General features: G+C 74.4%; 15 protein-coding genes. 5 read left to right on the forward strand and 10 right to left on the reverse strand.

Annotation, left to right across the window (positions count from 1 at the left end):
• Positions 1 to 128: 128 nt before the first annotated feature.
• The 5 genes from AB0B39_RS03380 to AB0B39_RS03400 form a co-directional block, all read right to left on the reverse strand.
• Positions 129 to 908: a hypothetical protein gene (locus AB0B39_RS03380; protein ID WP_357573376.1), complete on the reverse strand. Its 780-nt coding sequence runs from the start codon at positions 906 to 908 to the stop codon at positions 129 to 131.
• 177 nt (positions 909 to 1085) lie between these two features.
• Positions 1086 to 1736, reverse strand: a complete 651-nt coding sequence (locus AB0B39_RS03385; protein WP_357573377.1) for a GNAT family protein — start codon at positions 1734 to 1736, stop codon at positions 1086 to 1088.
• 73 nt (positions 1737 to 1809) lie between these two features.
• Positions 1810 to 3123, reverse strand: a complete 1314-nt coding sequence (glp, locus tag AB0B39_RS03390) for a gephyrin-like molybdotransferase Glp (protein ID WP_139582488.1) — start codon at positions 3121 to 3123, stop codon at positions 1810 to 1812.
• Positions 3120 to 4082 (reverse strand): UTP--glucose-1-phosphate uridylyltransferase, encoded by a 963-nt coding sequence (locus AB0B39_RS03395; RefSeq protein ID WP_234584368.1) that lies wholly within the window; start codon positions 4080 to 4082, stop codon positions 3120 to 3122. Before AB0B39_RS03395 ends, glp begins: the two co-directional genes overlap by 4 nt.
• A gap of 9 nt (positions 4083 to 4091) precedes the next feature.
• Positions 4092 to 6437 (reverse strand): diguanylate cyclase, encoded by a 2346-nt coding sequence (locus AB0B39_RS03400; protein ID WP_357573378.1) that lies wholly within the window; start codon positions 6435 to 6437, stop codon positions 4092 to 4094.
• Positions 6438 to 6522: 85 nt separating this feature from the next.
• On the opposite strand from AB0B39_RS03400, the gene AB0B39_RS03405 reads away from it, so the two are divergent.
• Both AB0B39_RS03405 and AB0B39_RS03410 read left to right on the forward strand, forming a co-directional pair.
• The gene (locus tag AB0B39_RS03405) at positions 6523 to 7200 is read left to right on the forward strand and encodes a 5-formyltetrahydrofolate cyclo-ligase (protein WP_357490675.1); all 678 of its coding nucleotides are present in this window, start codon (positions 6523 to 6525) and stop codon (positions 7198 to 7200) included.
• Positions 7201 to 7263: 63 nt separating this feature from the next.
• Entirely contained in the window at positions 7264 to 7659 is a 396-nt protein-coding gene (locus AB0B39_RS03410; protein WP_357573379.1) for an FmdB family zinc ribbon protein, read from the forward strand.
• 810 nt (positions 7660 to 8469) lie between these two features.
• On the opposite strand, the gene AB0B39_RS03415 is transcribed toward AB0B39_RS03410, so the two are convergent.
• On the reverse strand, positions 8470 to 8652 hold the full coding sequence (locus AB0B39_RS03415) for a hypothetical protein (RefSeq protein WP_357490679.1): 183 nt from the start codon (positions 8650 to 8652) through the stop codon (positions 8470 to 8472).
• 104 nt (positions 8653 to 8756) lie between these two features.
• Here AB0B39_RS03415 and AB0B39_RS03420 point away from each other — a divergent pair, with 104 nt between their 5' ends.
• The gene (locus AB0B39_RS03420; RefSeq protein ID WP_234584364.1) at positions 8757 to 9086 is read left to right on the forward strand and encodes a hypothetical protein; all 330 of its coding nucleotides are present in this window, start codon (positions 8757 to 8759) and stop codon (positions 9084 to 9086) included.
• A gap of 19 nt (positions 9087 to 9105) precedes the next feature.
• On the opposite strand, the gene AB0B39_RS03425 is transcribed toward AB0B39_RS03420, so the two are convergent.
• On the reverse strand, positions 9106 to 9588 hold the full coding sequence (locus AB0B39_RS03425) for a DUF2231 domain-containing protein (protein WP_357492022.1): 483 nt from the start codon (positions 9586 to 9588) through the stop codon (positions 9106 to 9108).
• Positions 9589 to 9792: 204 nt separating this feature from the next.
• On the opposite strand from AB0B39_RS03425, the gene AB0B39_RS03430 reads away from it, so the two are divergent.
• Together AB0B39_RS03430 and AB0B39_RS03435 are read left to right on the forward strand one after the other, a co-directional pair.
• Positions 9793 to 10221, forward strand: coding sequence for a Fur family transcriptional regulator (locus AB0B39_RS03430; RefSeq protein WP_357490681.1), 429 nt, complete (start codon positions 9793 to 9795; stop codon positions 10219 to 10221).
• Positions 10222 to 10267: 46 nt separating this feature from the next.
• On the forward strand, positions 10268 to 11131 hold the full coding sequence (locus AB0B39_RS03435) for an oxygenase MpaB family protein (protein ID WP_357573380.1): 864 nt from the start codon (positions 10268 to 10270) through the stop codon (positions 11129 to 11131).
• Positions 11132 to 11175: 44 nt separating this feature from the next.
• Here the strand turns inward: AB0B39_RS03435 and AB0B39_RS03440 are convergent, their stop codons facing one another.
• The 3 genes from AB0B39_RS03440 to AB0B39_RS03450 all read right to left on the reverse strand — a co-directional run bounded on the left by AB0B39_RS03440 (position 11176) and on the right by AB0B39_RS03450 (position 13668).
• Positions 11176 to 12003, reverse strand: coding sequence for a PD-(D/E)XK nuclease family protein (locus AB0B39_RS03440; protein WP_357573771.1), 828 nt, complete (start codon positions 12001 to 12003; stop codon positions 11176 to 11178).
• A gap of 136 nt (positions 12004 to 12139) precedes the next feature.
• A complete protein-coding gene (locus AB0B39_RS03445) occupies positions 12140 to 12754 on the reverse strand; it encodes a MarC family protein (protein ID WP_234584361.1) in 615 nt (204 codons plus the stop codon).
• Between the two features lie 41 nt (positions 12755 to 12795).
• Positions 12796 to 13668: a PHP domain-containing protein gene (locus AB0B39_RS03450; RefSeq protein ID WP_357573381.1), complete on the reverse strand. Its 873-nt coding sequence runs from the start codon at positions 13666 to 13668 to the stop codon at positions 12796 to 12798.
• Between the last annotated feature and the right edge of the window lie 13 nt (positions 13669 to 13681).

The raw sequence follows: 13681 nt of genomic DNA on the forward strand, positions 1-13681 counted from the left end.
ATGTGGCGGCATCATCTCCCGGCGATACCGCCACCTCGGCGAACCGGAGTCGATCAAGCGCCGCCACACGCCGGGCAGCGCGACACCGGGCAGCGCGACGTCAGGCGCCGCAGCCGGGTCGGGCGACGTCAGGCGCCGCGGCCGGCCTCGTAGGGGCGGCCACGCAGTCCGCCCGAGCGACGGTACGAGACCGAGCCGCCGTTGACGGCCGCCGGCAGGTCGCCGGGCCGGTCGAGGCCCATGGCTGCTCGGCGTACCCCCTCGCGCTGGGCTGCCAGGCGGCGCTGCGCCTCCCGGCGGGCCGCCGCGCGGCGGGCCTGTTCGCGGCGGACCTCGGCCTGGCGGGCGGCCAGCCACGCCGCCTCCCGGGCGCGGGCGCGGCGGCGACGGCGGCCGGCGAGGGCACGCCCGCGCAGGTGTACGACGTACAGGGCCAGCAGCAGGAAGGTGACCGAGAAGCCGATCCAGAAGCCGGGGCTGACGAAGAGCACGCCGATCAGCTCGACGACGTTGAGCAGCAGCAGCGCGGCGAGCACCCGGCGTCGGCGGTACACGGCGGGGGTGTGCTGCCGGTGCGGCGGACGGCGGCGGGAACGCTTGGGTGCCGGCGGTACGGCCCGCAGGCGGCCGGAGCGGCGTGCCGCAGGGGGCGCGGAGACCGGCGCAGCCAACCTACCCGTAGTCGCATCTTCACTCAGAGTGACGACGAGGGAGCGTGGCGGGTGCACGGGCTGCCGTCCTGGCACAGTGCGGCGCCGTCGACGGCGTTGGAGCACCCGCGCCGTCGACTGCGCCCGCTCCGCCACCAGCCGCTCGGTGGCGTCGTACCGGCGGACCAGCGCCGGGGCCAGGGCGAGCAGGCCGGCGGCGGCGAGGACGGCGAGGAGCACCGAGGTCGGCACCCTCACCCCTCCCGTCACCGAATTCGGAGCAACCACTCCCCGACCGCAGGATCTTCCACCGATCGTGCCTGGGTGCGTAGATCGTCCGGGCGTTGAGCGCTTGCCGCAGCTTGCAGTTACTTGAGGTTACGGCGCACCGACCGCGATGCCGCCGCGCCGCGCCGATCCCGTCCGTGGGACGGCTCACCGCGCGGTGGCGCGTAGCCGGTGCCAGCGGGCCAGCAGACCGCCCTCGGCGGCGACCTCTTCGCTCGTCATCGCGTATCCGATGTGGTCCCGCCAGGCGCCGTCGATGTGCATGTAGCGCACGTGGTACGACTCCTCGCGGAAGCCCAGCTTCTCCACCACCCGCCGCGACGGCCGGTTCTCCGGCCGAATGTTGACCTCCACCCGGTGCAGCCCACCCGGGCCGAACGCGTGGTCAACGGCGAGTGCGAGCGCCGTCGGGATCACTCCCTGCCCGGCGACCCGGGCGTCCACCCAGTAGCCGACGTAGCCGGAGCAGAAGGCGCGGCGCACGATGCTGCCGACGTTGAGATGCCCGACCAGCCGGTCCCGGTCGGCCTCGCGCAGGCAGACCGCGAACGGCATCCCCTCACCCTCCCGGGCGGAACGGCGCTGGTCACGGTGCACCCAGCGGAACGCGGCAGGCGAGTTCAACTCGTCCCAACTGCCCGGCAGCGACGACTCCCACGGTGCCAGCCAGGCCCGGTTGGCCCGGCGTACCTCCGACCACGCCGCCGCGTCGGAGCGCCGGTAGGGCCGCAGCAGCACTGGACCGTCGACCAGCACCGCCGGCCAACCGGGTGCTCGGGCCGGTCCAAAAAGACTCACTCCCACAGTCTCCCGCGCGGGACCGTAAAGCGCGCAAGTGGACCCGCGATGGACCGCTGGGCGCGCGGAAACGTCACCGGCGCCTGTCGAGCAGCAGGACGTCCACGGTGGAGCCGGCCGCGGCGGTGGTGACCCGCTCGCCGAGCACCAGCAGCCCGTTCGCCTCGGCCAGTCCGGAGAGGGTGAACGGGCCGCCGCGCAGCGGCTGCACCGTATAGCCGCCACCGCGACGCTCCGCGACGTGCGCGGGGCGGAACTCCCGCAGCCCGCCGGGGGACGACACGGTCTCCAGCAGGTGCGCCCGGACGCTGGGCCGGAACACCGGCTCGGCGCCGGCGAGCAGTTGGATCGCGGGGCGGGCCAGCACCTCGAAACCGATCAGCGCGGCGCCCGGGTCGCCGGGCAGGCAGACCACCGGCACCTCCTCGGCGCCGACGGTGCCGAACCCGAGGGCGGTGCCGGGATAGAGCGCCACGTCGGTGAAGGTCACCGGGCCGGCGCGGCCACCCTCGCGGCGGGACAGGATCCGCCGGACCATGTCCCCGGGGCCGGTGCCGGTCCCCCCGGTGGTGATGATCAGGTCGGCGCGCAGGGTCTGGTCCTCCAGCAGCCCGCGCAGCCCCTCCGGGTCGTCGTCGCAGATGCCCACCCGGTACGCCAGTGCGCCGACCTCGGCGGCGGCGGCGGTCAACGCGTGCGAGTTCGCGTCCACCACCTGACCGGGCTGGCTGCCCCGGCCCACGTCGACCAACTCGTCGCCGGTGGCCACGATGACCACCCGGGGGCTGGGCCGGACCACCACGTGACCGATGCCTGTCGCGGCGAAGACGGCGACGAGGGCCGGAGAGACGTACGTGCCGGCGCGGGCGAGCAGGGTGCCGGCGGGCAGTTCCTCACCGGCGCGGCGTACCCCGTACCCCCGTTTGGGGGTGCGGAAGATCTCGACGGCGGCCATGCCCTGGTCGGTCCACTCCACCGGGACCACCACGTCCGCGGCGACCGGCAGCGGCGCCCCGGCGGCCACCGAGAAGCACGAGCCCGGGGTGAGCCGCACCGGCCGCCAGCTCGCCGCGCCAAGGTCGCCGACCACGTTGAGCCGGATGGTCCGGCCGCCGGGCGTGCCGGAGGGGGCCGGGACGTAGCTCGGGCCCCGGCCCCCTCCGGAAATGTCCTCCCACCGGGCCGCGTACCCGTCCACGGCCGCCTGGTCGAAGGCCGGGAAGGCGTGCGGCGCGACGACGTCCTCGGCGAGGACGTTGCCGTGCGCCTGGGTGAGGTCGAGGTCGAGTGGCGGCAGCGCTCGTAACCTGCGCAGCACGCTGCCCAGGTAGTCGGCGAGCGGCGTCAACTCGTTCGCGGCCGCCTCGGCGTCGGCCGTCGCTGTCATGTACCAGATCCGCCTGCCGCGTCGGCCTTGACGAACTCGGCCAGCCAGGAGCGGAACTCGGCGCCGAGGTCCTCGCGCTCGGCGGCGATCTGCACGACGGTCTGGAGGTACCCCAGCGGCATGCCGGTGTCGTAGCGGGTGCCCCGGTAGACGATCGCGTGCACCGGTGTGCCCTCGGTGCGCAGCAGCTCCATGGCGTCGGTCAGCTGGATCTCGCCGCCGCTGCCCGGCTTGGTGCGGCGGATCGCGTCGAAGATCTTGCCGGGCAGCACGTACCGACCCAGCACCGCCAGGTTGCTCGGCGCGTCCTCCGGCTGCGGCTTCTCCACCATGCCGGTGACCTTGACGACCTCGCCGATGTCGGTCAGCTCCGCCTCGGCCGGCTCGACGGAGGCGATGCCGTACCGCTTGGTGTCGGCCGGGTCGACCTCGAAGAAGGCGAGCACCACGCCGCCGGTGCGGGCCTGCAGCTCCAGCATCGCCGGCAGCAGCGGCTCGGACGGCTTGACGAACTCGTCGCCGAGCAGCACCGCGAAGGGCTGGTCACCGACGTGCGACTCGGCGTACCCGACGGCGTGGCCCAGCCCGAGCTGCTCCGGCTGCCGGACGGTGTAGATCTCGGCCAGCTCACTGGGCCGGCGCACGGCGGCCAGCCGCTCGGCGTCGCCCTTCTCCTCCAGCCTGGTCTCCAGGTCGGGGCGTCGATCGAAGTGGTCCACCATCGACGTCTTACCCCGACCGGTGATCAGCAACACGTCGCCGATGCCGGCCTGGGTGGCCTCCTCGACGATGTACTGCAGCACCGGCCGGTCGACCACCGGCAACAGTTCCTTCGGCACCGCCTTGGTGGCCGGCAGGAAGCGGGTGGCCAGTCCGGCGGCCGGGATAACTGCCTTGACCGCCAGGGGACGGCCGGTTGCGGCGACCGTCGATGAGGGGTTCGCTGAGTGCTCCGACATGCCGCGAGACTATCGGCCACGGCTCTGCCGCGGCGGGTGTGGCCCAGAAGACGCGCCGCCGCCCGGCCCCGGCCGGCCGACGTCGGGGCCGGCCCGCGCGGCGTCCGCGGCGGTGGCCGCCGGCTCGTCCGCCGGATCCGGGCGGGCGTGCGCGGGCCCCGACCGGTTCGACTCCGGTACGCCAGCTGTCGACTCCGACCGGGCGTGCCCGCCCGGCTCCCGCGGGACCTGCACCTGCCGGCCGGCCCGCGGCAGCCCGTCGGGTGGGCTGACGGCGCCGGCGGGCACCGGTATCTCCCACGTCGGCACGTCGGGGCGGGCCTCGGCGACGCGATAGGTGTCCCGGCCGGCCGCCTTGGCCGCGTACAGGGCGTCGTCGGCGGCTTCCAGCACCTCCCGTCCGGTGCTGCCGTGGTCCGGGTAGACGGCGATGCCCACCGACACGGTGACCACGATCGGCCCCGCGTACGCCTCGACGGCGATCGGCGTCTCGCGCACCGCCGCGCCGAGGCGCTCCGCGACGATCGCGGCACCCCGGGCGTCGGTCTCCGGTAGGAGCAGCACGAACTCCTCGCCGCCCTGCCGGAAGGCCAGGTCGACCTCGCGGATCTCACCGCGTACCCGCCGGGCGAACTCGGCCAGCACGGTGTCCCCCGCCGCGTGCCCGTACGTGTCGTTGACGTCCTTGAAGCGGTCCAGGTCGAGGGCGAGGACGCTGAGCATCCGGCCGAACCGGCTGGCCCGCTCCACCTCCCGCCGGATCGACTCGCGCAGGTAGCGGTAGTTCCAGAGGCCGGTGAGCGGGTCGGTGAGCGACAGCCGCTGGGCCTCCTCGTGCACCCGGACGTTCTCCACCGCCACTGCCGCGTGGCCGGCGAAGGTGCGCAGGGTGTCCAGGTCGTCGTCGTCGAACTCGTCCGCGCCCACCCGGTCGTAGAGGGCCAGCACACCGAGCGCCGCCGCGGCGCCGGCCTCGTCGAGACACCGCTCGCCGCCCGGGACTGTCGTTGTCGGGCCGCCCGGTGTGGTCGCTCCGCCCGGGGTCGAGAAGGGGACCGCGACGTAGGTGCGGCAGCGGGGCTCGCCGGTCGGAGCCTCCGTCGGTTCCAGCCGGCCCCGCTGCGGCTCGCCGGTCGCGGCCACCGCGCCGACCACGCCGACGCCCACGGGCACCCGCAGTCCCTGCGACCCGTCCGGGTCCCCCGCCGGCCAGCGCCCGTCCAACCCCTCGCTGCACTGCGCGACGAGCACCCCGCCGGCCTCGACCAGCAGCACCGCGCCGGCCCGCGCCCCGGTGGCCGCGATGGCGCTGTGCAGGATCACCCGCAGGATGCGTTGCAGGTCGTGGGTGCTGGCCAGGGTGTCGCCGAGCACCGCGAGGTGCCCACGTAGCTGGTCGCGGCTGCTGGTCAGCGCCGCGACGTACGACCCGGTCTCGCGGGTCATCCGGTTGAACGCTGCCGCCAGCCGTCCCAGCTCGTCGCGGCTGCGCACCGGCACCCGCGCGGTCAGGTCACCGTGCGCCACCCGGTCGACCGCTCCGGCCAACTCCACCAGTGGCCGGGTGGTCACCCGGGCCAGACGCCAGGCGGTGAACACGGCGAGCAGCCCGGCCAGCACGACCACGCCGGCCAGCGTGACGTGCAGCCCGGGCGGCCGCTCGCTCGGCACCGACAACACCAGCGGCAGCGGCTGGCCGGCGGACGGCCCGATCCGGCGCACGTACCGACCCCTGGTGCTCTCGGTGACCCGCTCACCGCTGGCGGACCCGGCGGCGGCCAGCACCGCGTCGCGTTCCTGCTGGGACTCGGTGGTGTGCGTGAAGCGGGCGGCGCTCGCACCGCCGTCGAGCAGGGTGACCGCGACCCCGGTCACCGCCGCCAGCCGGGCCACGAAGGCCGGGTCGACCAGGTGCGCGGCGGCCACCGTGCCCAGCAGCGCGCCGGCCGGGTCGCGGCGGTCGACCCGGGCGGCCAGCGCGCGGACCGGGCCGGACGGCGCGGCGGCCGGCTCGGAGCAGTCCCGCCAGGGCGTCGGCGGAGCGCCGGGCGAGGCGTACGTGACGCGTCCGTTCACGTCGGTGACCTGCACCGCTGCCGCCAACCCACGGCCGACGAGCTGGCCGGCGGCGATGGCCGGGTCACCGGTGAGGGCGACCGTGTCGGCGGCGGCGCGCAGCTGCTGGCAGAGCGCGTCGACCGAGGTACGCACCGTCGAGGCCGCCACCGCGAGGCGCTCGGTGGACCGGCTGCGGTCGACTGCCGCGACGGTGGAGGCGACGAAGAACGCGCCGAGCACGACCGGGCCGAGCACCACCACGAGGAAGGCTGCAGTCAACCGCCCGCGTAGCGTCACTCGGTCCCCCCGGAAGTTCCGCCTCCGTTGCTTGCGATGCTGACACAGAGCAACCGTGGGAGTGGCGTTGCGTCAGGAGTGTTGCGTGCCGGAATTTTCTTATGAAGCGGAAGTGGCCCGAGTGGCGAAGCGGGAAACCCGTGTCGACCTGCTCGCCCGCCGCCGGGCCCTGACTGCCCCGGCGCGGGCCGAGGCCGCCGGGCGCGTCCAGGCCGAGCTGGTCGCCCTGGTACGCCGGCTGCGCCCGGCCCGGATGACGGCGTACGTCCCGGTCGGCTCCGAGCCGGGCGGGGCCGACCTGCCGGAGGTGTTGCGGTCGGCGCTGCCGCCCGACGCCGAGTTGCTGCTGCCGGTGCTCCTTGCCGACCTGGACCTGGACTGGGCGGCGTACTCCGGACCCGACGCGTTGGCGGCGGCCGGCCGGGGCATCCGGGAGCCGATCGGCCCCCGCCTCGGCGTAGCCGCGGTCACCGGCGCGGAGCTGGTCGTCGTGCCGGCGCTCGCCGTCGACCGGCGCGGCCGACGGCTGGGGCGCGGCGGCGGCTCGTACGACCGGGCGCTGGCACGGGTGCCCCGGGCGGTCCTGACCGTGGTCCCGCTGCACGACGGGGAGCTGGTCGAGGCGCTGCCGGCGGAGCCGCACGACCGTCCGGTCCGCGCGGTCGTCACCCCCACCGACGGGATGCGTACGCTTGACGACGGCCCGGGTACGGCGCAGGGTGTCGCGCCCCACACGTCCGCTGGACGAACCCGGGGCGAATGACGCACCATTGGCACTCGAATACGTCGAGTGCCAACTGGCCGAGCTCAGATACCGGAGGAGAACGTGCCCACGTACCAGTACGCCTGCACCGCGTGCGGTCACCAGCTCGAGGCGGTGCAGTCCTTCTCGGACGAGCCGCTGACCGAGTGCCCGGCGTGTCAGGGGCGGCTGCGCAAGGTCTTCAACTCGGTCGGCATCGTCTTCAAGGGCTCGGGCTTCTACCGCACCGACTCCCGCGCGTCCGGCTCCGAGACCTCCGCCGGCGGCACGCCGAGCAAGCCGGCCAAGTCCGAGTCGTCCTCGTCGTCCTCGTCCTCGGGTGGGGATTCCGGGTCGTCGTCCTCGTCCTCGTCGTCCGGGTCGTCGTCCGGTGGATCGTCCTCCGGATCGTCGTCTGGTGGGTCGTCGTCCGGTGGGTCGGGCGGCGGCAAGGCTCCGGCGGCCAGTTCCGCCTCCTGACCCAGCCTTCCCAACCTCACCCTCGCCGACAGCGCCGCCCGCGATCGACCGGGCGGCGCTGCTCCAGTCTTGATCCACTCGGGTTCCCGAAAGTCGGCCTGTCCCGGCGGTGTTGATCGCCCGGATTCCAGGAACCCGAGTTGATCGGCCCGCATGCCAGCGCGGCCCCCGTGCCAGCGCGGCCGCGCCCCTCGCGATAGCAGATCCGGCCGGTAAATGGGCGTTATCCACAGGCCGGCCAGTTGTCCACAGGCGGGGACGAGGGGTCCGCAGGGCGGGCCGTTGCCGGCCTACCGTGCCGCTCTACGGGTGTCACCACGACGGCACCCGGGACGGAGGCGGCAGATGATCACCCGCACGTTGGACTCCGCTCGGGCGTTGCGCCCGCTGCGCCGGCCGGCCCTACCCGGCGGTCGCACCCTGTTGCGGGCCGGGTTGGTCGCCGCGCTGCTCGGCCTCGCCGCCGCGATCCTGCACACCCCCACCGGCATGGACACCCCGACCGGCGGTCGCACCGCGACCGGCTGCCCGGCGGCCAACGGCGCAGTCAGGGCACCGGCCCGGCTCACCCAGCCCGCCGCCGTGCCGACGGTCGCCCAGCCCCGGGCCGCGGCCGGGCGGCGGGTCCGGCTCCTCCAACCCGCCCTGCGGACAGTCGCCCTGCCCAGGATCGCGGCCGGGGTGTGGGTCCGGCTCACCCAACCCGCCGTGCCGACGGTGGCCCGCCCCGGGGTCGCGGTCGGGCGGTGGGCCCGGCTCACCCGACCCGCCGTGCCGACGGTCGCCCGCCCTGCGGGCGCGGCGTCGGGGTCAGTCCCAGTGTGGGGGGCGTTGGGAGAGGAGCCAGTCGTCGTTGCCGCTGCTCCGCTCGCCCCAGCCCTGGTCGGTGTCGTCCGAGGTCTGCTCGGGCAGCACCACGAAGTCGTCGCTCAGGTCGACGGTGCGGTCGTCATCGCCGCGCGCGCCCTGCGGGCCGGGGTCCTCGGTGCTCACGAGCGGCAAGACTAGCGCAGGCGACAGCGGGCGGCCGCTCGCCGCGGTCAGCACATCGACCAGAAGCGACCGGGCCGCCGGCTCCGTTGGTAGCGTCGAACGCCGTGACGACCCCCAGCGGTGGCAGCACCCCGGACGACGACTACTGGCGCCGGCCCGGGACCGGCGACGGCCCGATGGCGGACCGACCCCCACCCGCCACCACGCCCACGAGCGGGTACGCGGGACCGCCCCCGAGCGTGCCGCCGCCGGCCGGCTGGCGTCCCCCGGTGCACCTGGAGCCGGCCCCGCCCCGACAGCTCCCGCCGCAGGACATGGCCGTCCTGGATGCAGCCGAGCAGCGTTCCCAGCGGGTCACCTACGGCTTCGGCGCCGCAGCCGCCGTGGTGCTGGTGGCTCTTGTCTGCCTGCTCTGCTCGCGGCTCATCTTCTGAGGCGGCGTCCGACCGCTGGTCAGAGAGTGGTGCCCCAGACGGCCTCGGCGCCGGAGTGACCCGTCAGGTAGACGTAGACCAGGGCGGCGATGGCCAGCGCGACGGTAACCACCGCCAGCACCGGCGTCACCAGCGCCGGCAGCCTGGGCACGCGCGGGTGCCCACTGGTCGCCACGAGCAGCGCGATGGCCACGATCCCCAGGGGCACCACGATCCGGAACAGAATGTCGCCGTAGCGGGAGTGCTCGAAGATCTGGTCGAGTATCTGGCCCTGGTAGCCGCGGGCGACCAGGGCGTCGGTGAAGGCTTCACCGGACTCGACGGCCACGAACGCGGTCACCGGCGCGGCCACGGCCAGGATGCCCAGCGCCCAGTCCAGTCGGTGCCGCCAGCGCGGCAGCCCCACGTATCCGATGGCCAGCACCGCCAGCAGCGGGACGATGACGACCACCGCGTGGACCACGAGGACGTGTACCGGTAGACCCAGGATCTCCTCGAACATCGACACCTCCAGGTGGATCACGGTGCGGGGAGCGCCAGCCTACGGACCGCCGGTCGTCCCCGAGCTCTCGCCCGGAGACACGCGCGCGGCGGCGATCAGGTTCAGCACGGCGCGACCCCGCTGGTCGGTCCGGCGGGCTGTGTCCGTGGCCACCCCGGGCAAGCGACGGTTGTCGCTGCCTGTCGTACGTGCTGTCATTGGCGCATGTCCGGTGGCGAGGAGCTGTTGCGATCGAGGGGCCTCCGCGTCACCCGACCGCGCCTCGCGGTGCTCGACGTTCTCGCCGACGGCGGTCACCTGGAGGTCGACGAGATCACCCGGCGGGTCCGCGAACGCCTCGACTCGGTCTCCACGCAGGCGGTCTACGACGTGCTGGGGGCGCTGAGCCGGGCCGGATTGTCCCGCCGGATCGAGCCGGCCGGCAGTCCCGCCCGGTACGAGGCGCGCGCCGGCGACAACCACCACCACGTGGTCTGCCGGGGCTGCGGCGAGATCGCCGACGTCGACTGCACCGTCGGCAGCGCTCCCTGCCTGGAGCCGGGCACCGCGCACGGCTTCGAGGTGGAGGAGGCAGAGGTGACCTTCTGGGGTCTCTGCCCGAGCTGCCAGTCGCGACGCGCCGCCGACAGCTGACCCCGCTCCACCGGCACCGACCGGCGGCCCGTGGCACGCTTGGTCGGTGGACTCCGATGACCTCGGCCTCTTCGGTCCGGGTTCGGTCACGTGGAAGGTGCACGAGGAGCCGATCCTGATCGTCGCGGGCCTGCGCTCGCTCTACCTCCAGGCGTTGCACCCCCGGGCCATGGCCGGGGTCGCGCAGAACAGCAACTACCGCACCGACGCGTGGGGTCGACTGGTGCGCACCGCCACCTACGTGGCGACCACCGTCTACGGCACCACGGCTGAAGCGGAGCAGGCCGGGGCGCGGCTGCGTCGCCTGCACGACCGGCTGCGGGCCACCGACACCACCACCGGCGAGGAGTTCCGGATCGACGACCCGGCCCTGCTGCGCTGGGTGCACGTCACCGAGGTCGAATCGTTCCTCACCACGGCCCGGCGGGCGGGCCTGCCGCTCACCGACGACGAGGTGGACGGCTACTACACCGAGCAGCGTCGGTCGGCAGCTCTCGTCGGGCTGGATCCGGCCACGGTGCCGGGCACCGCCGCCGAGGTGGCGGCGTACTACCGCGCCGTGCGGCCGGAGCTGCGGATGACCCGGGAGGCCGCCGAGACGGCGATCTTCCTCACCGCCCCACCGCTGCCGTGGAAACTCAGCCTGCCCGCCCGGCTGGGCCTCACCCTCGGCCCGCCGCGCTGGGCGTACCTGGGAATCGCCGGTACCGCGCTCGCGCTGCTGCCTCCGTGGGCCCGGCGGATGTACGGCGGATTGGGGCTGCCCACCACCGAACTGTCGGCGGACCTCACGGTGCGCGCCCTGCGCCTGGCGCTCGCCGCGGTGCCGCGCCGCTACCTGGAGGGGCCGTTGATACAGGCCGCCAAGGAGCGGGCCGAGCGGCACACCGCGACCTCGCTGGCCGGCTGACAGCCGGACCCGATCGGGGTCAGGTGCGGGCAGGGCGCTGACGGTCAGCCGTCGGCGGGCCGGTCGACGGCCGCCCACGGCTCCTTGCCCGGCGTCTGCGCCCCGGTCGGGCAGTGCCGCCGGAAGTCGCACCAACCGCATCGCGGGCCGGGCGCCACCGGGAACGCTTCGTCGGCGTCGCCGCCCTCGGCGACCGCCCGCTCGGCGGCCATGATGTCGCGGGCCGTGTCCTCGGCCCGGGTCAGCTGGCGGGTCAGCGACTCGACGGTGTGGTCGTGGCCGGCGACCGTGCCCGTCGGCAGGTGGTGCAGCTCCACCCGGCGACACGGCCGGCGGAACACCCGCTCGGCCGCGTACGCGTAGAGGGCCAGCGCCTGCGAGCCCCGGGCGTCGTCGGAGTCCAGCCCGGTGCGGCCCGTCTTGTAGTCGACGATGACCAGCTCCGGGCCCTCCGGTCCGGGGCGGGAGTCGATGCGGTCGGCGCGGCCGTTGAAGGCCAGCACGGCGGTCTTGACCGCCACCACCCGCTCGACACCGAGCGGGTCGGACTCCGGATCCAGCGTCTCGACGTATGCCTCCAGCCAGGCCAGCGCCCGCCGGTAGGCGGCCCGCTCCTGCGCGTCGTCGCGGTAACCCTCACGGACCCAGGTGCCCTTGAGCAGGAGGGCCAGCGCCTTCGGGTGCCGCCGGTCGGCGGGCAGCGCGTACCAGTTCTTGAGGGCGGTGTGCACGCTGGCGCCGAGCGAGTTGTGCGCCCACGGCGGCCCCTTCGGCGGCGCGGGCCGGTCGACGTAGGAGTAGCGGTAGCGGCGGGGGCAGTCCGCGTACGCGCCGAGCTTGCTCGGGGTGCAGACGAACAGCCGTTCCGGCATCCCCTCGAAGCCGAGCTGCTCGGCGCCACCGGGGCGCTGCTGGGGGGCTCGACCGCCTGCGGCGGGTCGTCCGGCTGAAGAGGCTCGTCGCACGCCTGCGATCCTGCCATCCACCGCCGACATTGCGGGTGTGCGGTCAGGCCATGTTGACGTACTGCGTCACGAAGGCCGCCACCGCGTCGGCGATGAGCTGTACGGCGATCGCGGCCAGGAGCAGGCCGGCGATCCGGGTCAGCACCTCGATGCCACCGGGGCGCAGGATCTTCACGATTCCGCCGGAGAAGCGCAGCACGATCCAGACCGCGACCATGACGGCGAGGATGGCCGCGGCGATGGCGGTGAAGTCGCCGAACCCGTCGGCCTGCTGGACGAAGAGCATTGTCGCCACGATGGCGCCCGGTCCGGCCAGCAACGGGGTGCCCAGCGGCACCAGCGCGATGTTCGAGGTGACCTGCTGGCTGGGATCGTCGGCCTTGCCGGTCAGCAGTTCCAGGGCCACCAGGACGAGCAGCAGCCCACCGGCGGCCTGCAACGCGGGCAGGTCCACGTGCAGGTAGTCGAGCAGGGTCTGCCCGGCCACCGCGAAGATCACGATTACGCCGAGAGCCAGCGCGACCGCCTGCCACGCTGCCCGGTTACGGTCGCGCGCGGGCAACGGCCCGGTCAGCGCCAGGAAGATCGGCATCATGCCCGGCGGGTCGGTGATCACCAGCAGGGTCACGAAAACCTCGCCGAACAGCTTCAGATCCACGGAAGAAACCTAGCCGCGCCGTGGTGGGCGAAATACGCGGATCAGCCCGAAGCGACCTCGGTCACCCCGGCGGCGACGATCCGCTCGTACGCCTCGACTCCTGTGGTGAACGCGCCGAGCTGGACGCTCTTGTGGGTGCCGTGAAAGTCGGAGGAGCCGGTGACCAGGAGGCCCAAGTCGGCGGCGAGCGCGCGTACGTGCGCCTGCTCGGCCGGGCTGTGGTCCTCGTGATCGGCCTCCAGGCCGGCCAGCCCGGCGGCGGCCAGCTCGGCGATCAGCTCGTCGGGCACCACCCGGCCACGTCGGGTGGCGCGGGGATGGGCGAAGACCGGTACACCGCCGGCGGCCCGGACCAGCCGGACGGCACGGAAGACGTCGATGTCCTCCTTCGGCAGCCGGTACCGCTCACCCAGCCAGTCCGGCCCGAACGCCTCGCTGGTGCTGGCTACCAGACCGGCGCGGATCAGCGCCTGCGCGATGTGCGGGCGACCCACCGTGCCGCCGCCCGCCCCGGTGAGGATGTCCGGCCAGTTCACGTCGATGCCGTCGGCGCGCAGCAGCGCCACGATCCGCTCGCCGCGCTCCTCGCGGGCGGCCCGCACCCGGGTCAGCTCGGCGACCAACTCCGGGTGGTCGGGGTCGAACAGGTACGCCAGCAGGTGCAGGGGCACCGGCGGCTGCGCACCCGACCAGTGGCAGGACAGCTCGGCGCCGCGGATCAGGCGCAGACCGGGCGGCAGCGCCCGCACGGCCGGCGCCCAACCGGCGGTGGTGTCGTGGTCGGTGATGGCCAGCACGTCGAGGCCCGCGTCGGCACCGGCGCGGACCAGGTCGGCGGGGCTGAGCGTGCCGTCGCTGGCGGTCGAGTGGGCGTGCAGGTCGATCCGCGGCGCGGGGCCGGTACGCGAGGTCACCTCCCGACGCTAC

The sequence above is a fragment of the Micromonospora sp. NPDC049114 genome, assembly GCF_040648635.1.
GTDB lineage: Bacteria > Actinomycetota > Actinomycetes > Mycobacteriales > Micromonosporaceae > Micromonospora.